Annotated in this window: 20 protein-coding genes, 1 tRNA gene, 1 pseudogene and 1 riboswitch; of the genes and pseudogenes, 20 read left to right on the top strand and 2 right to left on the bottom strand. The window is 73.1% G+C overall.

Annotated elements, in window-relative coordinates; genetic code table 11:
* The 18 genes and pseudogenes from IH61_RS0108425 (at position 1) to IH61_RS0108345 (ending at position 14,208) form a co-directional block, all read left to right on the top strand.
* Positions 1-210: a hypothetical protein gene (locus IH61_RS0108425; RefSeq protein ID WP_031067311.1), complete on the top strand. Its 210-nt coding sequence runs from the start codon at positions 1-3 to the stop codon at positions 208-210.
* A 20-nt stretch (positions 211-230) separates the two neighbouring features.
* On the top strand, positions 231-617 hold the full coding sequence (locus IH61_RS0108420) for an RNase adapter RapZ (protein WP_031067307.1): 387 nt from the start codon (positions 231-233) through the stop codon (positions 615-617).
* 18 nt (positions 618-635) lie between these two features.
* Positions 636-1,058, top strand: a complete 423-nt coding sequence (locus tag IH61_RS0108415) for a hypothetical protein (protein ID WP_031067305.1) — start codon at positions 636-638, stop codon at positions 1,056-1,058.
* A gap of 91 nt (positions 1,059-1,149) precedes the next feature.
* Positions 1,150-2,865, top strand: coding sequence for a hypothetical protein (locus tag IH61_RS0108410; RefSeq protein WP_031067303.1), 1,716 nt, complete (start codon positions 1,150-1,152; stop codon positions 2,863-2,865).
* An 89-nt stretch (positions 2,866-2,954) separates the two neighbouring features.
* Positions 2,955-5,075: a hypothetical protein gene (locus IH61_RS0108405; RefSeq protein ID WP_031067300.1), complete on the top strand. Its 2,121-nt coding sequence runs from the start codon at positions 2,955-2,957 to the stop codon at positions 5,073-5,075.
* 204 nt (positions 5,076-5,279) lie between these two features.
* Entirely contained in the window at positions 5,280-5,468 is a 189-nt protein-coding gene (locus IH61_RS0108400) for a hypothetical protein (RefSeq protein ID WP_031067297.1), read from the top strand.
* Between the two features lie 37 nt (positions 5,469-5,505).
* Entirely contained in the window at positions 5,506-5,916 is a 411-nt protein-coding gene (locus IH61_RS40565) for a hypothetical protein (RefSeq protein WP_037971973.1), read from the top strand.
* 13 nt (positions 5,917-5,929) lie between these two features.
* On the top strand, positions 5,930-6,112 hold the full coding sequence (locus IH61_RS0108390) for a hypothetical protein (protein WP_031067294.1): 183 nt from the start codon (positions 5,930-5,932) through the stop codon (positions 6,110-6,112).
* 10 nt (positions 6,113-6,122) lie between these two features.
* Positions 6,123-6,563: a single-stranded DNA-binding protein gene (gene ssb / locus IH61_RS0108385; RefSeq protein ID WP_051836566.1), complete on the top strand. Its 441-nt coding sequence runs from the start codon at positions 6,123-6,125 to the stop codon at positions 6,561-6,563.
* 117 nt (positions 6,564-6,680) lie between these two features.
* A complete protein-coding gene (locus tag IH61_RS48310) occupies positions 6,681-7,262 on the top strand; it encodes a hypothetical protein (RefSeq protein WP_051836564.1) in 582 nt (193 codons plus the stop codon).
* Positions 7,259-7,489 (top strand): annotated as a pseudogene (locus IH61_RS48305) (DNA cytosine methyltransferase); the annotation flags it as partial. The gene IH61_RS48310 and the pseudogene IH61_RS48305, both read left to right, overlap by 4 nt.
* Positions 7,490-7,787: 298 nt before the next feature.
* A complete protein-coding gene (locus IH61_RS48300; protein ID WP_234327081.1) occupies positions 7,788-8,837 on the top strand; it encodes a hypothetical protein in 1,050 nt (349 codons plus the stop codon).
* Complete coding sequence (locus IH61_RS0108370) at positions 8,834-9,196, top strand: hypothetical protein (RefSeq protein ID WP_234327093.1); 363 nt, start codon at positions 8,834-8,836, stop codon at positions 9,194-9,196. Before IH61_RS48300 ends, IH61_RS0108370 begins: the two co-directional genes overlap by 4 nt.
* A 60-nt stretch (positions 9,197-9,256) precedes the next feature.
* The gene (locus IH61_RS0108365; RefSeq protein ID WP_031067283.1) at positions 9,257-10,195 is read left to right on the top strand and encodes a bifunctional DNA primase/polymerase; all 939 of its coding nucleotides are present in this window, start codon (positions 9,257-9,259) and stop codon (positions 10,193-10,195) included.
* On the top strand, positions 10,192-11,061 hold the full coding sequence (locus IH61_RS0108360) for a DUF3631 domain-containing protein (RefSeq protein ID WP_051836558.1): 870 nt from the start codon (positions 10,192-10,194) through the stop codon (positions 11,059-11,061). Before IH61_RS0108365 ends, IH61_RS0108360 begins: the two co-directional genes overlap by 4 nt.
* A gap of 79 nt (positions 11,062-11,140) precedes the next feature.
* Positions 11,141-12,406 carry a DUF3631 domain-containing protein gene (locus IH61_RS0108355; RefSeq protein ID WP_031067277.1) on the top strand — a complete coding sequence of 422 codons (1,266 nt, stop codon included), beginning with the start codon at positions 11,141-11,143 and terminating at the stop codon, positions 12,404-12,406.
* Positions 12,407-12,578: 172 nt separating this feature from the next.
* The gene (locus IH61_RS0108350) at positions 12,579-12,770 is read left to right on the top strand and encodes a helix-turn-helix transcriptional regulator (protein ID WP_031067275.1); all 192 of its coding nucleotides are present in this window, start codon (positions 12,579-12,581) and stop codon (positions 12,768-12,770) included.
* Between the two features lie 58 nt (positions 12,771-12,828).
* Positions 12,829-14,208, top strand: coding sequence for a tyrosine-type recombinase/integrase (locus tag IH61_RS0108345; protein ID WP_031067269.1), 1,380 nt, complete (start codon positions 12,829-12,831; stop codon positions 14,206-14,208).
* 139 nt (positions 14,209-14,347) lie between these two features.
* Here IH61_RS0108345 and IH61_RS0108340 read toward each other — a convergent pair.
* Together IH61_RS0108340 and IH61_RS0108335 are read right to left on the bottom strand one after the other, a co-directional pair.
* Positions 14,348-14,435 (bottom strand) — tRNA-Ser (locus IH61_RS0108340).
* 80 nt (positions 14,436-14,515) lie between these two features.
* Positions 14,516-16,426 carry a S1C family serine protease gene (locus IH61_RS0108335; protein ID WP_234327080.1) on the bottom strand — a complete coding sequence of 637 codons (1,911 nt, stop codon included), beginning with the start codon at positions 16,424-16,426 and terminating at the stop codon, positions 14,516-14,518.
* A 233-nt stretch (positions 16,427-16,659) separates the two neighbouring features.
* Positions 16,660-16,807: riboswitch (TPP riboswitch) on the top strand.
* Between IH61_RS0108335 and IH61_RS0108330 the strand changes: the two genes are divergently transcribed.
* Together IH61_RS0108330 and IH61_RS0108325 are read left to right on the top strand one after the other, a co-directional pair.
* Entirely contained in the window at positions 16,800-18,221 is a 1,422-nt protein-coding gene (locus IH61_RS0108330) for a purine-cytosine permease family protein (RefSeq protein WP_078910935.1), read from the top strand. (Overlaps the previous riboswitch by 8 nt.)
* A gap of 104 nt (positions 18,222-18,325) precedes the next feature.
* Positions 18,326-19,150, top strand: a complete 825-nt coding sequence (locus IH61_RS0108325; RefSeq protein WP_234327079.1) for a glycerophosphodiester phosphodiesterase family protein — start codon at positions 18,326-18,328, stop codon at positions 19,148-19,150.
* Positions 19,151-19,499 lie beyond the last annotated feature (349 nt).

Here is a 19,499-nt window from a genome sequence, read left to right as displayed (position 1 = left end):
ATGAGCACCGACCACATCCCGGCCCCGGCGCCGGAGTTCGCCCAGACCCGCGTCGTGGACGTCTTCCCGCTCCACGGCTTCATGTGCGCCCAGACCAGCAACGCGGCTGGCGCCGTGCGCTGGTGGCACCTGTTCACCTCGGCCGGTGTCTCGCTCGGCGCGACCAGCCGGCCCGAGCTGCTCGGCTCCCTGATCCAGCACACCCGCTGACATCAAAGGGGGCCCCGATCATGGCTGTGACCAGCATCGACGTCGTCTCGTTCGGCTACCTGCACGGCGCCCCGCCGACCGCGCACCTGACCATCGACCTGCGCCGCCACTTCCGCGACCCGCACGTCAATTCGGCCCTGCGCCACCAGAGCGCGAACGACCTGCCGGTGCGCCACGCCGTGCTGAACACCCCGGGCATCCGGGAGCTGATCAGCGCCGCCGCACTGCTGGCCGACGCGTTCGACACGGGCCCGGCCGAAGCGCCGCTGACCATCGCGGTCGGCTGCGCGGGCGGCCGCCACCGCGCCGCCACCGTCGCCATGGTCCTCGCCCGGCGCCTCGCCAAGACCGGCACCCGTGTCCGGCTCACCCACCGCGACCTGGCCAAACCCGTCATCGACCGCTGACACCGAAGGAGGCCCGGCATGGGGCCGTCCACCCACTCCAGCAACCCCACCGACCCGGAGGCCGTTCGCGCCGCCGTCAAGGCGTGCGACGCCGCGCAGGCCAAGTACACCGCCGCCACCAGCAGCGCGCAGCGCACGGCCGCGCTGCGCGAGTACGTCGCGAGCGCCGAGATCCTCATGGCCCAGCTCGCCACCGACGAGGCCGCCCCCGCTCCCCGCACGGCTCCGGGCGGGGAGCCCACGCACGCCTGGATGATCACGCTCCAGCGCCCCATCCCCAACGGCCTGAACACGCTCACCTTCGAGGGCGGCTACACCGCCGCGCCGGGCACGGACCGCCAGCGCGCCTACAAGGAGATTCGGGCGCAGATCGACCGGCAGCGGCCCGAACTGGCCGGGGCGGTCCTCCTGTTCTTCTCGCTGGAGCCGTACCGGCTCTGAACAGCCGTAACGGCCCGGAACCGCCGCCTCGCCTGCAAGCTGTCGGCGGTTCCGGGCCCTCCGTCCTCCGCAGAGAACCGGAGCGCCCATCATGTCCGAACCGGTCGCCTCGACGCTGGTCGAGGTCGTTCCCGCACCTCAGAACCAGCCACCCCCCAACCCGGCCCCGAAGTCCAAGCAGTCCCCGGCGCTCCCGGCGTCGCAGCCGGGTGCGGTGCCGGGCGTCCCGTTGGCGGTGGCCGTCGCGAACGCGCTCGGCACCGCCGGTGCGGGCGCCGCCTCTCTCGGCGGCCCGGCCGCCGTAGCGGTGGCCGGCGTCGCCGGTGCCGCCGCGCTCGGCGCCCTCGCCCGCAGGGCCCGCAACCGCTCCGCCAGCGGTCCGGCCGCCCGCCTCGCCTCACAGCGAGCGAGCGTGGGTGGTGCCTTCGCCCAGCCCGGCCGCCCGCTCGCCTCCCGGACCTCCGGCCACAACTACGGCCAGGCAAGCGGGCGTTACGGCTCGCCGGGCAACTCGCACGGTGCCAGCCCCCGGCCCGTTCCCGGCGCGGCCGGGCGCCACGGCGGGGCCGCCGCCTCCTCCTCCCACCACCCTGAGAGCCGGAAAGGACCCGCCGTGTCGCGATCGGCCGGAACCATCCCCCCTGCCACCGAACACGCCGGGGCCCGCCACCCCGGTACCGGTCACCACGTCCCCGGACAGGCCGGCACCGCCGCGCGCGGCGCCCGCACGGGCGGGCCGCTGCGTCACCGCCCGGCCGCCGCCGCAGCCCGGACCCTGGCCAACGTCGCCTCCCGCCTGCCCGGCCTCGACGACCGCCCCCGGCCGGGGCAGGACATGCGCCGCGACCAGCGCCTGGCGAGGATCGCCGAGCGCACCGCCAAGCGGGTCGCCAAGGGCCAGGCCAGGGCCGAGCGCGCCGCCGGAATCGACCCCGCGACCGGCGCCGGAGCCCGCCCCCGGGGCGCCTCCGGCAGCTCGGGCGGCGCCGTCACGCCGGTGCAGTCCAAGGCCCTGCGGCGCTCGGCGGTGCGCTACCGGGCCCGGATGGCCGGTGCCGCCGCCGCGACCGGTCTGGTCGGCCTCGGTTCCGCCCTGCTTCTCAACTGGCGTCACCCCGGCCGGGTGAGTGGCCACATGCGCCGCGTCTGGCAGCGCATGCGCGAGCGCGCCCGCGCCGCACGTGAGGCCAGGGACGCCGCGATCCTCGGCACCCCCAACCCCGCCGCCACCGCCGGTGGGGCCGGGACGGAGCAGGTGCCGGTCCCGGCCGAGACCGTGAACATCCCCGGCCGCCCCACCCCGACCCCGGCCACCGCAGACGGCGCCCCCATCGCGTGGACCCTCGTCACGGCCAGCCCCTTCGCCCGCATCGGCCCCGACCCCGCCCGCACCGCCGACCCGATCACCCTCGGCAAGCCCACCGTGAAGGAGACCGCCGTGACCACGCCCCTGGACGGCACCGCCGCCACGTTCAGCCTCAGCTCCGCCGCCGACGTCCTCTTGCAGGCCGCGACCACCTTCGACCCCGAGACGATGATCGAGTTCGGGGCGTTCGCGGACGAGCTGCCCGTCGCGTACGCCACCCTCCAGGAGGTCCTGCGGGTCCTGGCGGAGAAGGCCGCCGAGCAGCTGCCGCTGGAGCCGGTCGTCGTCGAGGAGATCAGCCAGGGCTACCAGGCGATGGGCCGCGTCGTGCAGGCCCTGGAGGAGGTCGCCCCGACGTTCCGCCAGGCCCACGCCGACGACCTGGAGCGTCACGAGAGCCCCCGCAACGGCATCGAGGCCGAGCGGAAGTGGAACGTCTGACCGCCTCTCCCCAGCACCCCTTCACCCCGGCCGGGCCGTCCACACCCTGTGGACGGCCCGGCCCCACTTCCCGGCTGGAGACCGCCGCCATGACCAAGACCAGCAAGAACACCGGCCCCCGCCTCGACTGGAGCGCCGGACACGGCCTGCTGTCCGGCACCCTCAACGCCACCGCTGGCGCCCTGACCACCACCGCGCTCGGCCACGCCACCGGCATGCCTGCCGGATGGGCGCTCGCCGCCGGAGCCGCCGGAACACTCGGCACCCTCGGCGCGGGCCTGCGCCGCAAGCTCACCGGCGCCACGCTCGCCTTCCGGGGCACCTGCTGGATGGCCGCCGGCGGCTGGTCGTCCTGGGCGCTCGCCCACGGCGGCCCCTGGCAGTGGCCCCAGCTCGGCACGCTCGCCGCCGCCGGGATCGCCGCCGGCACCCTGGGCGCCGCGTTCGCCGCGCACGAGGAGGTCGAGCAGGCCAAGCGCACCCACCTGCTGCTGATCGGCGCCCGCCGCCAGCTCGCCGCCGACTGGACCGACCGCATCCGCCGCGTCTGCGGCGTCGAGGTCACCGTGCTGGGCATCGAGCACTGGCCCTCCGGCGCCGGCTACACCCTCGAACTCGAACTCCCCGAAGGCGGCACCACCCGCCGCTCCATCGCGGAGCGTGCCGAAGGACTCGGCACGGACCTCGACCTGCCCGACGGCTGCGGCCTCCAGGTCATGCCCGGCATCTCCCGGCGCCGCGTAATCATCCAGGTCACCACCCGCGTCCTGACCGACGCGCTCCTCTTCCCCGTCGAGGAGATGGAGGAAGTCACCACCGTCAACAACCTGATCCCGATCGCGCTGCTGTCCGACGGCGCCCGGGCGGAGATGGACCTGCGGCAGGCGTCCACGATCGCCACCGGCCCCACCGGCACCGGCAAGACGAACTGGCTCCACACCCTCATCGCCCGGCTCAACCAGACCAACGACGTGCTGGTGTGGGTGATCGACCTCAACGGCGGCTCCATCGGCCTGCCCTGGCTCAACGCCTGGCGCGACGCCCAGCTCGGCCGCGACGGCTCCCCCTGGGCAAACGCCGACATCCCCGTGCCCGGCGTCGACTGGGTCGCCTCCACCGTCGAGGAGGCCAAGCGCATGCTCGCCGCCGCCGTCCGCATCGCCAAGACCCGCAAGTCCGCCTACCAGGACGCGATGCGCGACGCCAACGACGACAAGCTCCCCGTGAGCCCGGCCATCCCGGAGATCGTCATCGTCATGGACGAGGGCGCCGAAGCCGCCGCCACCCGCGAGGCCCGCGCCATCCTCGCCGGGATCTCCGAAGTCGTCCGCATCGCCCGCGCCATGGCGATCCGCGCCGTCATCTCCGTCCTGCGCGTCACCCAGGACGTCATGCCCGACCCGCTCGTGCGCAAGATGGCCTCCAACCGCCTCGCCACCGGCGCCCTCGAAGACTCCGAGCTCGGCCACCTCTTCGGCTGGCGTGCCCTGCGCGCCGAGGACTCGTTCTCAGGCCCCGGTTCGGTGCTGGTCGGCACCGAGGGCAAGCAGCCCGCCAAGGCCCGCCAGCCCCGCATCACCCCCGACATGATCGAGGAGATCAGCGCCCTCACCGCCCGCCGCCGCCCCACCCTCGACGCCCCCTCCCTGGAAGCCGCCGGCGCCGACTACACCGACCGCTGGCTGATGGAACGCTGCGGCCACCTGTGGGCCGAACCCGTCACCGCCGCCGCCACCCCGGCCGCGCCCACCGGCCCGGCGTCCGGCGGCACGGCCACCGCCCCGGGCAAGAGCGCCGCCCCAGCCGGAGGCTGGAAGGCCACCGCCGGATGGGACAAGCCCGCCGCCACACCCGAGGACGAACTGGAGTCGATCTGGCTCCTGCCTCCCGCACCCGAGCCCGGCACCACCCCGGCCGGAACCGACTGGGCCGACCCGTCCACCTGGTCCACCGGCCGCGACGAGCCGACGCCCGAAACCCCCGACGCCAAGGACGCCGCCCTGCAACTGCTGCGCGCCGCCGGCCCCGAGGGCACCGGCGCCTCCGCCATGGAGAAGATCCTCAAGCCTGATTTCGGCACCACCCGCCAGACCATCAACGGCTGGCTGAAGGAGTGGGCAGAGACGGGAGAGGTCGTGCGGACCGGGTCGGGGACCAAGACCCGCTACGTCCACCGCACCCACGCCGGACGGCCCTCCGCCGAGGGCTGATCCGGCCGCTTGTCGCCTGTCGCCCATTCCGTCGGAGAGGGGGGTCTGGAGCCGCTCCGACGGCCCGGACCCCCCTTTGACCTGCGAGGCGACAAGCGACAAGCCACAGCCGACAAGCGACAAGCGACAAGCCGCGCGACAAGCAAGACGACAAGCCGCCCGGCACCGACATCCCGTCACCGATCCTCCCAGGAAGGCTCCACCGTGATCGTCTCGCTCAGCGTCACCGTCGTCTTCGCGATCCTCTCCGCCGTCCTCATCCGAGGCCGCCGCGTCTCCCTGCCCACCGCCGCCGTCCTGTGGCTCTCGGGTTTCACCCTCGCCTCCACCGGCATGGCCGACCCGGTCAACAACTTCCTCACCGCGCTCACCCGGATCGTCTCCGGCCACTGACCACCCACCCCCGCACAGCCCCGACGGGAGAAGCACCGTGGACCACAGCCCGTACACCCACGCGCCCGCCCCGGTGCTCTACACCGCCGAGGGCCAGCCCCTGTACGCCACCGCCCCGCTCACCCACCCGCCCGCCCTCCACCAGGGCGCCACCTTGCAGCCCTACCCCGCCTACGCCTACCCGCCCGTCCCGCAGCCGCCCACCCTCGTCATCCCGGCCCGCGACCCGTGGCCCGCCCGCCTCGCCGCCGGCGGCATCGGACTCGGCGCCGCCGGACTGGGCATCGGCTACGCCGCCCAGGCCCTGTCCGCAGCCGCCGGAAGCCTCGGCGGCCTCGTCGCCATCGGCGCCGGCACCTACTGCGTCGCCAAACTCCGTGGCACCGGCGGCGGGGGCGGCCACGGCGCCGTGAACGTGCACGTCAACGTCACCAACCGCAACCGCTGAACGGACAGCCGCCTTGACCAACCCCCTCGACTGCCCCGGCCTCCCCGACGCGAGCCACTACGACCTCGCCCGCGTCTACGCCAAGTACGGCTCCCTGCCGCCCGCCGACCACGCCCACCTGCTGGCCCTCCTCGCCATCGCCGACGCCCTGCACGCACTCACCCCGCAGCCCGAGCCGACCACACCTACCGTCTGAAAGGCCGACCGTGGACGCCGACTTCACCCCGCAGGGCGTGGCCATGGCCCGCTTCACCGTCGCCTCCACCCCGCGCACCTACGACAAGGCCACCGGACAGTGGCGCGACGGCACCGCGCTGTTCCTGCGCGCCACCGCCTGGCGCGAGATCGCCACCAACGTCGCCGAGTCCCTGACCAAGGGCACGCGCGTCGTCGTCACCGGCCGCCTCGTGCAGCACAACTGGCAGACCCCCGAGGGCGAGAACCGCTCCATCGTCGGCCTCGACGTCGACGAGGTCGGCCCCAGCCTGCGCTTCGCCACCGCCAAGGTCACCAAGACCCAGCGCAACGGCGGTGGCCCGGCCACGCGGCAGACGGACCCGTGGTCCACCGACGCCCCCGCTCCCGTCGCCCCCGGGACCGAGTGGGGCGGCGCCCCGGCCGACGGCTCGACCGAGCCGCCGTTCTAGCCGGACCACAACCCCGAACAGCACAAATGAGCCCCGCAGCAGACGGCCATCCCGGCAAGGTCGTCCGGCTGCTGCGGGGCCCGTCCGATCCCCTCTCAGAGACCAGAGGACTCCAGCATGCCCCAGTTCACCGATGGCACGCTCGCCGTCGTCGACGACGTCCACGACCGCGAGCGCGCTTCCAACGGCGACTCCCGCTACGGCGCCTACCTCGCCCGCAACAAGCGCCTGCTGCACGAGGACGGACAGCCGCTCACCGCCGCCGAGTTCGCGTGCAGCGCCTGGCAGATCGCCACCAGCCCCGTCATGTCCCCCGGCTACGTGCGCATCCGCCCCGACCTGCACGCCGTCACCGTCGTCCCCGCCGCCCACAACGAGGTGGCCCTGCGCGTCGAGGTGCCCCTGCGGCACTCCGCGCTCGCCCACCGGCCCGACCACCGCCTGGGCGACTGGCAGCCCGACCCGTGGGGCACCGAGCGCGGCTTCGGGCGCCTCATCGAGCCGTACGCCGACAAGGCCCTGCTCCTGGCCACCGCCACCCTGCTCCTGCCCGTGCCCGACCACCTGCTGATCGAACCCGGCACCGCCGAGCCGGGCCCGATCATGACGATCGAAGCCAAGTCCGTGGTCGAGGAACTCGCCGTCTGGGCCAACGCCCACGCCCACCTCGTCAACGACCTGTCCGGGGGTGGCCGGTGACCACGGGCCTGACCTACATCGACTTCTTCTGCGGCGCCGGCGGCTCCAGCACCGGCGCCGCCGCCGTCCCCGGCGTCACCCCCGTCCTCGCCGCGAACCACTGGGACAAGGCCATCGCGAGCCACGCCGCGAACTTCCCTGCCGCCGACCACTTCCTCGGCGACCTCCACGACGCCGACGTCGCCAAGTTCCCCGCCGCCGACCTGTTCTGGGCCTCCCCCGAGTGCCCGAAGTGGTCCAACGCCCGAGGGGTGAAGCGGGACTTCGACCGACAGCCCGACCTGTTCGGCGAGACCCTGCCCGACGCCGCCACCGACCGCTCCCGCGCCCTGATGTGGGACGTCCCCCGCTACCTGGAGGCCATGGCCGCCCGGGGCAAGCCGGTCCTCGCGGGCGTCGTCGAGAACGTGATCGACGTGCGCGCCTGGGACCTCTGGTCGGCCTTCGTCCAGGAGATCCGGCAGGTCGGCCCCGGCTACCGCACCCGCCTGATCGCCCTGAACTCCATGCACCGCCCGCCCCTCGGTGATCGCCGTCGCCCCGCAGTCCCGCGACCGCCTCTACCTCGCCTACTGGCGCGCCGACCTGGGCCACGACCCCGACTGGGACAAGTGGCTGAGGCCCCTGGCCTGGTGCGAGGGCTGCGACAAGACGGTGCGGGCGGTGCAGGTGTTCAAGCGGGCCGGGGCCGACATGGGCCGCTACCGCCAGCAGTACGTCTACCGCTGCCCGAACGTGGCCTGCCGCAACGCCGTCGTCGAGCCGCCCGTCGTCCCGGCCGCGAGCATCATCGACTGGTCGCTGACCGGCCGCCGGATCGGCGACGGCAAGCCCGGACGCAAGTTCACGCCGTACGCGGCCGCGACCCGCGAACGCATCCGCGCCGGAATCCGCAAGTACGGCGCCCCGCTGCTCGCCCCGGCCGGCGGCACCTGGCGCACCGAGGCGACCCCGGTCACCGTCCCCGCGCCGACCCGCACCACCCGCGAGAACGACGGCCTGGCCGTGCCGCCGCTGCTCGTGCCCACCGAGGGCCGCGACGGCAAGGCCGCCGGGCAGATCGGGGAGCCGATGCGCACCCAGACCGCCCGCAACGAGACCGGCCTGGCCTGGCTGCCGTTCATCGCCGAACTGCGCGGCGGCGGCTCCGACGCCCGCCCGGTCCTGGACGCGCTCGCCACCGTCACCGCCTCCGGCAACCACCACGGCCTCAGCCTGCCGCCTGGCTCGACCGCCGTCGACTGGTCGGCGCTGCTGACCCCGTACTACGGCAACAGCACCGCCCGCCCCGTCGGCGAGCCGGTCGGCACCCTGACCACCCGCGACCGCTACGGCCTCGCCGCAGGCGGCCAGCAGGGAACGGCGGACGTGGACGAGGTGCTGTTCCGGATGCTGGAGCCGCACGAGATCGGCGCCGCGATGAGCTTCACCCCCGACTACGTGGTGATCGGGAACAAGCGGGAGAAGGTCCGCCAGTTCGGCAACGCCGTGACCTCCAACGTCGCCGAACTCCTGGTCTCCGCCCTGGTCGAGGCCATCACCGGGAACGAGCTGGCCACGGGATGGGCGTCGTGACCGCCCGCACCCCGCCGCTCGGCGACCAGCAGGGCCTGTGGCAGGCCGTCCTCGCGGCCGCCGCCGGCCGATGCCAGTGCCGGGGCACCTGCGGCAAGAACCACGAGAAGGACGGCGGGCGCTGCCCCGCCGTCCACGGCGGCTACGGCCACCGCCACGGCACCGGGCCAGTCCGCCTCCTCGCCGCCCCCGCCGACCCGCACGGCCTCCTGCTGCCCTCCCACCAGGCCGCCGCCCTGCCCAAGCGCTCGCTCGCCGCCTGGTGCCCCACCTGCCACGACGCCACCCGCCGCGCCGCCATCGCGGCCCGCCACGCGTCCGCCCCGGCCACCGAGCCGGACACCCTGTTCGACCTCTGACCTTCCCTGCCCGGGGCCGAACGCCCCCGGCCCCGGGCCCAACCCGCCGAAGGAACCGCCGTGACCGGCAACCCCCTGCTCAACGCCGCCCTCAACGCCGTCGAACGCGGCTGGCGCGTCTTCCCTCTGCTGCCCCACAGCAAGCGCCCCGCCCTGCACGCCTCCGCCACCTGCCCCCGCACCGGCCCCTGCACCACCGGCCACCAGGGATGGGAGCAGCGCGCCACCCTCGACCCCGACACCGTGCGCCGCACCTGGTCGCACGCGCCGTACGGGGTCGGCCTCGCGACCGGCCCGTCCGGCCTGGTCGTCATCGACCTCGACACCCCCAAGCCCGGCGCCGCCCCGCCCCCGGAGTGGGCCGACGAGCAGGTGGAGAACGGGTTCGACGTGCTGTTCGCGCTGTCCCAGCGCAACCACCGGCCGTTCCCGGACGGCACCTACACCGTCACCACCCCCAGCGGGGGCCTGCACCTGTACTTCACCGCCCCCGCCGAGGTCGAGCTGCGCAACACCGCCGGACACCACGGGTCCGGGCTCGGGTGGCTGATCGACACCCGCGCGGGCGGGGGCTACGTCGTCGCTGCGGGCAGCGTCGTCGACGGACGCCGCTACGAGGTCGGACGCGGCGGCGACCCGGCGCCGCTGCCCGACTGGATCACCCGCCTGCTCACCCCACAGCCCAGGCCCTCAACCACCCCGTTCCGGCTCGACTCCTGGCGGCAGGGCAACCGGCCCGCCTACGTGGATGCCGCCCTGCGCAACGAGACGGCGAACGTCGCGGGCGCCCCGGAGGGCTCACGCAACTGGGCCCTCACCCGCGCCGCCCGCGCCCTGGGCCGCTTCGTCGCCAACGGCAAGCTCGACCGCGCCGAGGTTGAGGGCGCTCTTAAGGGGGCGGCGGAGACGGCCGGCCTGACCGCGCGTGAGGCCGACGCGACCATCACCAACGCCCTGAACTGGTCCATCGCCAACAACCCGACTGGAGACGCCGCATGAGCCTCCCCTCCTCCCCCCTTAAGAGCTTCTTCACCACCGCCCGCCCGGGCTCCGAGGACGGCGCGGCCCTCCTCGACGCCGTCGAGGCCCACCACCGTCGCTTCACCGTCTTCCCCAGCGACGCCGCCTACACCGCCGTCGTGCTGTGGGACGCCCACACCCACCTGCTCGACGCCTTCGAGTCCACCCCGCGCCTCGCGCTCATGTCCCAGGGACCCGCCACTGGCAAGACCCGCGCCCTCGCCGTGATCGGTGACCTCGTGCCCTGCCCGGTGGACGCCACCGGCATGAGCCCTGCCGCGCTCGGCCGCTCGATCAGCGGCAGGGCCACCCGTCCCACCGTGCTGGTCGACGAGAGTGACACCGCGCTCGGCCCGCAGGCCGCCGGGAACGAAGACCTGCGCGGTCTCATCAACGCCGGCTACCGCCGCTCCGGCGTCGTCCTGCGCTGCGTCGGCGTCGGCAACGCGCAGACCGTGCGGCCCTTCCCCGCCTACGCCGCCATCGCGCTCGCCGGCCTCGGCGACCTGCCCGACAGCATCACGAGCCGGGCCGTCGTCATCCGGATGCGTCGCCGGGCCTGCGACCAGGTCGTCGAGCCCTACCGCGAGCGCATCCACCAGGTGTTGGGCCACATCCTGCGCGACCGCCTCGCCGCCTGGGCCGACCGGGTGCACGACGAGGTCACGGACGCCCGGCCCGAGTTGCCTGAGGGCGTCTTCGACCGCGCCGCCGACGTGTGGGAGCCGCTGCTCGCCGTCGCCGACGCCGCCGGCGGCCACTGGCCCCAGCGCGCCCGCACCGCCTGCCTCGAACTCGTCGACACGGCCCGCGAGTTCACCGCCACCGGTGACCGCGCCGTCTGAGCCGCGCGAAGCGGGCCGCCCTCTCGCCAAAGACGGGCGGCCCGCTTCTGTCCAGCCCTACCGAACCGGAGAGGCCAGCATGACCGATCCCAACCCGCCCGTCACCACCATCGACGGCGCCGCCGTCCTCGACGCCGTCGAGGCGTTCCACCGCCGCTTCAACGTCTTCCCCAGCGAAGCCGCCTACACCGCCGTCGTGCTGTGGGACGCCCACACCCACCTGCTCGACTGCTTCGAGTCCACCCCCCGCATCGCCTTCCTGAGCCCCGAACCCGGCTCCGGCAAAACCCGCGCGCTGGAGATCATGGAGACGATCGCCCCGCGCCCGGTGCTCACCACCGACGTCAGCCCGGCCGCGCTGTTCCGCACCGTCTCCGACGCCGACGCCCGCCCCACCGTGCTGTTCGACGAGATCGACACCGTCTTCGGCCCCAAGGCCACCGGGAACGAAGACCTGCGCGGCCTCATCAACTCCGGCCACCGCCGCTCCGGCGTCGTCCTGCGCTGCGTCGGCGACGGCGGCAACCAGACCGTCCAGCCCTTCCCCGTCTACGCCGCCCTCGCCATGGGCGGCCTCGGGGACCTGCCCGACACCATCATGAGCCGCTCCGTCATCATCCGGATGCGCCGCCGGGCCCCCAACGAGAAGGTCGAGCCCTACCGCGAGCGCATTCACAAGGCGGAGGGGCACAAGCTGCGCGACCGCCTCGCCGAGTGGGCCGCCAGCGTCCGCGACCAGCTCCACGACGTGTGGCCGGTGCTGCCCGAGGGCATCAGCGACCGGCCCGCCGACGTATGGGAGCCGCTGCTCGCCGTCGCCGACGCCGCCGGCGGCCACTGGCCCGAGCGCGCCCGCACCGCCTGCGTCCAGCTCGTCACCGCCTCCAAGGCCAACGACAAGGGCTCGGTGGGCATCCGCCTCCTCGCCGACCTGCGGGACATCTTCGGCGGCGCCGAGCGGATGCTCAGCTCCGACCTGCTGAGCAAGCTTGCCGAGCTCGACGACGCCCCGTGGGCCGACCTGGACGGCAAGCCCATCACCGCCCGCGCCCTCGCCAAGATGCTCGGCGACTACGTCAAGGCCGACAACGACCCGATCAAGCCCCGCAGCATCAAGACCGGTCCCAAGAGCAGCGCCAAGGGCTACTACGCCGCCGACCTCGCCGACGCGTGGCTGCGGTACTGCCCGCCCCGTCCGCTTCGCTCCCAGGAATCCGCTACTGCCGCTACTGCCGCTACCGCGCAGGTCAGGCACCTGAATCCGGTAGCGGATACGCCGGAGGTAGCGGATACCGATCCGCTACACGAGGCCGAACCGACCGCCCAGGCCGCCGCCGCGCCGTAAGCCGCCCGCCGCTCCCGCCCGCCCCGGCGGGAGCGGCACCAATCCGCTACCGCTACCCAATCCGCTACCAAAAACATGCCCCTGACCAGGGAGGTAGCGGCAGTAGCGGCAGTAGCGGATACCAGAGAAGGAAGGGGCCAGGCCCCGCCAAGTCGGATCTCCGGAGAAGCCGATGCCCAAGCAGGAACACCTGAAGCTCCCCGCTGTTCTCGCCGAGATCAACATGTCCCGCAGCGCGTTCTACCGCATGGTCGCCCGCGGCAAGGGGCCGACGCTCCTGAAGCTGCCCAACGGCCAGATCCGCGTCCGCCGCTCCGACCTCGATGCCTGGTGGGCCGATCTGGAGCACACGACCGCCGCCTGACCACCCAATCCACGCCTGAGGGGCCCCGGCCTTGCCGGGGCCCCTGTCTGGAGAGCACGTGCTGACGTACGACGTGAAGCTGTACACCATCCGTCAACGAGCCAACCGGAAGAAGCCTTTTGAGCTGCGCTGGAAGGTTGGGTCGAAGCCGCATTCGAAGAGCTACGTCACCAAGACCCTCGCCACCGGCAGGCTGGCCGAACTCCGCACCGCGATGAAGAACGGCGAGGAGTTCGACGTCGAGACCGGCTTGCCGGCGTCCGAGTTGCGCGAACTGACACAGAAGCAGAATCAGGTTTCGTGGTTCGACCACGCGAAGAGGTACGCCGAGATCACCTGGCCCGGGTCCTCCGCAAAAGAACGCGCTGCGCGGGCGGACGGGCTGGCCACGATCACTCCAGCGCTCGTCACTGATCACCGTGGGGCTCCGCCAGCGAGGGTGCTGCGGAGGGCCCTCTCGTGCTGGGCGTTCAACTTCTCCGACCACCAGGGCGAGATCCCTGAGAAGTTCTCGGACGCGCTCGCCTGGCTCGCTCAAAAGTCGGTGCCCGTACCGCAGTTGGAGGACTCGGACACCCTCCGGGAAGCTCTGACGGCCATTACCTTGCAGCTGAACGGGAAGCGCGCGGCGGACAACACCATCAAGCGCAAGTACTCCACCCTCAGCGGCGCGATCGGGTACGCGATCGAGCGGAAGCTCCTCACAGCCAACCCGTTGAAGTCCGTGAAGTGGGACCCACCGGAGACGGATAACGAGATCGACTTCCGGTACGTCCCCGCGCCGCGCCAGGCGCGGGACCTGATCGAAGCAGTCCGGACACTCGGCCTGCGCGGGCGCCACCTGGCCACGTACTACGGCTGCACCAACTGGGCCGCCATGCGCCCGGCGGAGGTCACGCACCTCCGTCTGGTCGACTGCACCCTCCCGGAGACGGGATGGGGTCTCATCGTGGCGCCCGGCAGCTCGCCTCGGGTCGGGTCGCGGTGGACCGACGACGGGCAGTCTCACGAGGAGCGCGGCTTGAAGCATCGCCCCCGCAAGGCCACCCGGGAGATCCCGATCCCCCCGGTGTTCGTCCAGATGCTGCGCGAGCACGTGGCGGAGTTCGGACTCGGCCTCGACGGGCGCCTCTTCCAGGCCGCTGGGGGCGGATTGGTCAGCACCAAGGAGACCTCGGAGGTCTGGAAGAAGGCCCGGAAGCTTGTGCTCACCGCCGCGCAGGTGGCCACTCCGTTCGCCGAGGTGCCGTACAGCTTGCGGGCCACCTGCGTTTCCGGGTGGCTAGCGGCTGGCGTAGACCCGGCGGAGGTCGCGCACCGTGCTGGCCACAGCATCACGGTGCTCTTCAAGTTCTACGCGAAGGTGCTCGACGGCCGGAAAGACCGGTCCAACACCCTGATCGAGCGGTTCTTGGACCAGGAGTACGGCGAGGAGTAGGCCCGCCAATCTGGCCCACAACTGGCCCACACACACTGACCAGACCTGGGATTCAGGTGGGACAGTCTGGGACGAAATCGAAAAGGGCGGGTATCGGCTGCTAGCCGATACCCGCCCTGGGCTGGGTGTTCCCCATCAGCGGAGAGCGTGGGATTCGAACCCACGGTGACGGGTCACGCCACGACAGTTTTCAAGACTGTTCCCTTAGGCCGCTCGGGCAGCTCTCCACAGGCGGAGGTCAGCCTAACGGGTCCGGCGGGGTTCGGTGCACACCGTTTCAGCGGTGGTCGGCGGTCATCGGGGGGGCTCAGGCGTCGCCCTCGCGGGTGCCGAGGGTGACCTTGGTGTTGAAGGGCTGGCCGTTGCGGGTGTACTCGACGTCGACGGTCTCGCCGGGCTTGTGGGTCCAGATGCGGCTGACCAGGGCGGGGCCGTTCTCGATCGGTGCGCCGCCGAGCTTGGTGATGATGTCGCCGGGCTTGAGGCCGGCCTTGTCGGCGGCGCCGCCGGGGGTGACGGCGGCCTGGCCCTGGATGTCGCGGGTCTGGATCTGCGCGCCGTCGCCCTTGTAGTCGTCGTTGCGCAGCACGTCGAGCTTGGCGTAGACGGGCTTGCCGGTCTTGATCAGGGTCTCGGCGACCCACTTGGCCTGGTTGATCGGGATGGCGAAGCCGAGGCCGATGCTGCCGGCCCGGCCGTTGGCGGAGGCGTTGGACTGGATCGCCGAGTTGATGCCCATCACCGCGCCGCTCGCGTCGAGCAGCGGGCCGCCGGAGTTGCCGGGGTTGATCGAGGCGTCGGTCTGCAGGGCGTTCATGTAGGAAGCCTGCGAGCCGGTCTCGTCGCCGGAGGCGACCGGGCGGTCCTTGGCACTGACGATGCCGCTGGTGACGGTGGACTCCAGGCCGTACGGCGCACCGATGGCGATGGTGGTGTCGCCGACGTTGACCTTGTCGGAGTCGGCCAGCGGGAGCGGCGTCAGCTTGCCCTTCGGCGGGTTGTCGATCTTGATGACGGCGACGTCGTAGCCGGAGGCGTTGCCCAGCACCGAGGCGCTGTAGGAGGTGCCGTCCGCGAACTTGACGGTCAGTTTGCCGCCGGAGCCCTGGAGGGTCGGGGCGACCACGTGGTTGTTGGTGAGGATGTGGCCCTCGGTGTCGAAGACGAAGCCGGTGCCGGTGCCCGACTCGCCGTTGCCCACGGCCTTGATGGTGACGACGCTGGGCAGCGCCTTCTGCGCGATCCCGGCGATCGAGCCGGCGGCGGGCTCGTTCTTCTGGGTGTTGCCGGCCTGGATGGTGGTGCTGCGGTGGTCGTTCGCGCTGCTGCCGGCGCTGTCGTCGTGCCGGGCGACGGTCACGCCGATGGCGCCGCCGGCCACACCGGCGACCAGGGCGACGGCGGCGATCAGGGCCACCAGTCCGCCGCGCTTCCTGCCCGGGGTCTTCGGGCCCTGCGGGCCGCCGGCGTACTCGGCCGGGTAGCCGAGCGGGCCCTGCGGGCCGCCGGGGTGGCCCGGGCCGCCGGCGGTGGCGTCGGGGCCGGCGCCCCAGCCGCCGAGCGGCTGGCCGGAGCCGAAGGGGTGGTGGCCGTGCACGGCGGGCGCGCCGGGGGCGACGGGCGCGGTGCCGTACGGCTCCTGTGCGCCGGCGGCCGGGACGCCGTGGGTCGGGGTGGCGTACGGGTTGCCGACCGGCGGCAGCACCGGCGCGGCCTGGGCGGGGGCCACGGGCGCCACAGGGGCGGCGGGCGCCACGGGCGGCAGGACGGGCGGGGGCGCGTCGAGGTAGCCGGTGGCCGGGTCGACGGCGGGCTCGGCAGCGGCGGCCACGGGCTCGGCGACGGGCGCCTCCGGCGCGGGGACCTTGGTGAAGGCCACGGTGGGCTTGTGCCCGCCGTCGGCCGGGGTGGCCTCGGCAGCGGCACCGGCGGCAGCGGCGGCCTCCGCGGCAGGCTCGGCCGCGGCGGGGTCCGGGACGCGGCTGAACACCATGGTCCCCTTGTGCCCGCCGTCCTCGGAGCCCCCGTCCTCGACGGTCTCAGCGGCGGGCTCAGCGGCGGGCTCGGCCGCCGCCGGGTCCGGGACGCGGCTGAACGCCATGGTCGGCTTGTGCTCGCCCTGCGCAGGGGCGTCGGGAACGTGACCGCCCGCTCCCCGGCCGCCCGAGGGCTGCTCCCCCTGCGGCCCGGTGGGCCCAACCTCGCGCTCGGTGCTCACGGACGACCTCCATAGCTGACAGAACCAAGGACCATAGTTTTTCGCACCGGCGATTCGATCGCCGTAAGGACCCCGCTGAAGAACGCATAAGAATCCTTAACCGCCACCGACCTGCGGGGACGGAGGACCGACGGCCGGAGGTTCCCCCGCCCCCGTCGGAACCGTCCGCGATGCGGACCGCGCACCCCCTGGCCTTGGCGTTCACCCACCTGCCGGTTAGCCTGTCGCTCCACGAACTGACACGCGGGAGCTTGGACCCACCAGGCTGAGAGTGCGCATGTCGACCGTACGCCACAGCACCGTCGGCGAACCGTCGAGGGGGCGCTGACCGCCGGAACCTGTCCGGGTAATGCCGGCGTAGGGAGTATCGGCCATGCCGCCTGCTTCGTCATCCTCTTCCTCGGGCGCGCCCTCGTCCGGGGACTTCCCCGAATCCCCCGCCTCGACGGCGGTCCTGGAGCGCCCCGAGCGCGTCGAGGCCCCGCTCGTCCTGGACACCGAGCCGCCGCGCACGCTGCGCTTCCGGGACCACTTCGCGCTCTGGATGAACCTGGGCGTCAGCCTGATCGGCTTCTCCACCGCCGCCACCGTGCTCGGCGCCAAGGGCAGCGAGATGTCCCTGGCCGCCGCGGTGACCGCGATACTCGTCGGTACGGCCGTCGGCACCGCGATGCTCGGCGTGGCCGCGCTGATCGGCGCCCGCACCGGCGCGCCCGCGATGGCCACCCTGCGCGGCCTGTTCGGCACCCGGCTGTCGTACCTGCCGACGGTGCTGAACATCGTCCAGTGCATCGGCTGGGGCGTGTTCGAGCTGCTGACCATCGCGGCGGGCGCGCAGACCGTCGCCCACACCGACGGCTACCGCTGGCTGTTCGTGCTGCTCGCGGGCGCGCTGACCACCGCGCTGACGATCTGGCCGCTGGGCTCGATCGCGGTGCTGCGCCGCTTCGTGGCCGGGGCCGTGGCGGTGGCGATGGTGTACCTCACCGTCCAGCTGGGCCGTCAGGGCGTGCCGGACCCGGGCGCCGGCAACTGGCACGGCTTCCTCGGCGCCACGGACGCGATGATCGCGGTGTCGATCTCCTTCGTCCCGCTGGCCGCCGACTACACCCGACACTCGCGCACCCCGCGCTCGGCGTTCTGGGGCAGCTTCTCCGGCTACACGATCGCCCAGGTCTGGTGCTACGTGCTCGGCCTGATGGCGCTGCTGCAGTCGGACGGCGACCCGAACCGCATCTTCGACTCCTTCCTCGGCGTCTGGGCGGGCTGGCTGTTCCTGCTGGTGCTGGTGCTGCGCGAGACCGACCAGTCCTTCGCCAACGTGTACTCGACGGCGATGTCGGTGCAGAACCTGCTGCCGAAGGTGGACCGCCGGGTGCTCAGCGGCGGCATCGGCGTGCTGATCACCGTGCTGGCGCTGCGGATCGACCGCTTCACCGACACCTACACCAACTTCCTGGGCCTGATCGGCTCGGTGTTCGTGCCGCTGCTGGCGGTGCTGGCCGTGGACTACTTCCTCGGCGCCGGCCGCCACGGCTGGAACCTCTCCGCCGACGCGCCCTCGCGCTGGCTGATGCTGCTGCCGTGGCTGCTGGGCTTCGCCGTCTACCAGCTCATCGCGCCGACCCAGGTCGCCGACTGGTGGACGGACTTCTGGGCCTCGGCCCGGGAGGCCCTGCACTTCACCCCGCAGCAGTGGACCTCCGCCTCGCTGTTCGCCTTCCTGGTGCCCGCCCTGGTCACCTGGGCCCTCACCCCGCTCGCCCACCGCACCGGACGACGCACCGCGCTCTGAGCCGCGCAGGAGTGACGCGCAGGAGTGACGCGCAGGCGAAGACGGCCCCCCGGATTGGGACCGTCTTCGCCTCCGCGTCACCTCGGCCGCCTATCGTTATGGCCGTGACCAGCCAAGACCTGCCCTCGGCGGCCGCGCGCTCCGCGCAGCCCGTCCAGGTGATCGCCCACCGCGGTTCCTCCCACGCCCTGCCCGAGCACACCCTCGCGGCCTACCGGCGCGCGCTCGACGAAGGCGCCGACGCGGTCGAGTGCGACGTCCGGGTCACCGCCGACGGCGAACTGGTGTGCGTGCACGACCGCCGGATCGGCCGCGTCTCCAACGGCCGCGGCACCGTCTCCGCGATGACGCTCGCCGAGCTGGAGGCGTACGACTTCGGCGCCTGGAAGACCGGCCGCCCCAGCATCGACCCCGAGGTGCGCGGCGTGCTGCGCCTGGAGCGCCTGCTGGAGCTGGTCGTGGACTGCGGCCGCCCGGTGGACCTGGCGATCGAGACCAAGCACCCGGTGCGCTTCCGCGGCCGCGTCGAGGCCGAGCTGCTGCGGATGCTGGAGCGGTTCAAGATCGGCGCCGTGCAGGAGGGCGACCGCCCGTCGGCCCGGATCATGAGCTTCTCCTCGATCGCGCTGAACCGGGTGGCCGCCGCCGCGCCGGACTACCGCCGGGTCTTCCTGATCGAGCGGATGCTGCCGCTGATCGGCCAGTTGCGCGAGGGCCGGCCGCTGCCGGGCGGGGCGCGGATCGCCGGCCCGGGCATCGACCTGATCAAGGCCAAGCCGAACCTGGTACCGCGGCTGCGCGAGCTGGGACACGAGGTGCACGTCTGGACGGTGGACGAGCTCGCCGACGTCGACCTGTGCCTGGAACTGGGCGTGTCGGCGATCATCACCAACCGCCCGGCGGAGGTTCTGGCACATCTCGGCCGCTGACACCCGGCCCGGCTCCACCGGATCCTGAGCGTTCTGTTCGGCAATCAAACCTTCCGGGCACGTTATTGCCGGAATTCTTGCGCGCGGGCGACGGAGGGTGAGCGGGGAATGACCTCAGGTTCACCGTTCGTCGCAGTACTCGAAATGGACTCGCGGGATCGCCGAGGGGCCGTTTCCAACGCATTACCAAGGGGCATCTCTCCCTCGGCAAACGCTGAAGGAGGTCCGGGGGTGGCGTTGATGGTGGCGCGCGAAGTGCCGACTTCATCGACCATGGCGGTGCCGCACGGCCCAGCGAGTGTCGGGGTCGCACGGCGCCGGCTGCGTCGAGATCTGGGCGACCGGCAGA

The organism is Streptomyces sp. NRRL WC-3742, from assembly GCF_000720635.1.
Lineage (GTDB): Bacteria > Actinomycetota > Actinomycetes > Streptomycetales > Streptomycetaceae > Kitasatospora.
This window is presented reverse-complemented; position numbering and strand designations above follow the sequence as displayed.

Excerpts from the sequence above, each read along its gene's own strand:
- IH61_RS0108415 (WP_031067305.1), top strand. The coding sequence starts at position 636 with ATGGGGCCGTCCACCCACTCCAGCAACCCCACCGACCCGGAGGCCGTT.
- IH61_RS0108405 (WP_031067300.1), top strand. The coding sequence starts at position 2,955 with ATGACCAAGACCAGCAAGAACACCGGCCCCCGCCTCGACTGGAGCGCC.
- IH61_RS0108410 (WP_031067303.1), top strand. The coding sequence starts at position 1,150 with ATGTCCGAACCGGTCGCCTCGACGCTGGTCGAGGTCGTTCCCGCACCT.
- IH61_RS48310 (WP_051836564.1), top strand. The coding sequence starts at position 6,681 with ATGCCCCAGTTCACCGATGGCACGCTCGCCGTCGTCGACGACGTCCAC.
- IH61_RS0108350 (WP_031067275.1), top strand. The coding sequence starts at position 12,579 with ATGCCCAAGCAGGAACACCTGAAGCTCCCCGCTGTTCTCGCCGAGATC.
- IH61_RS0108330 (WP_078910935.1), top strand. The coding sequence starts at position 16,800 with ATGCCGCCTGCTTCGTCATCCTCTTCCTCGGGCGCGCCCTCGTCCGGG.
- IH61_RS0108420 (WP_031067307.1), top strand. The coding sequence starts at position 231 with ATGGCTGTGACCAGCATCGACGTCGTCTCGTTCGGCTACCTGCACGGC.
- IH61_RS0108360 (WP_051836558.1), top strand. The coding sequence starts at position 10,192 with ATGAGCCTCCCCTCCTCCCCCCTTAAGAGCTTCTTCACCACCGCCCGC.
- IH61_RS0108425 (WP_031067311.1), top strand. The coding sequence starts at position 1 with ATGAGCACCGACCACATCCCGGCCCCGGCGCCGGAGTTCGCCCAGACC.
- IH61_RS0108355 (WP_031067277.1), top strand. The coding sequence starts at position 11,141 with ATGACCGATCCCAACCCGCCCGTCACCACCATCGACGGCGCCGCCGTC.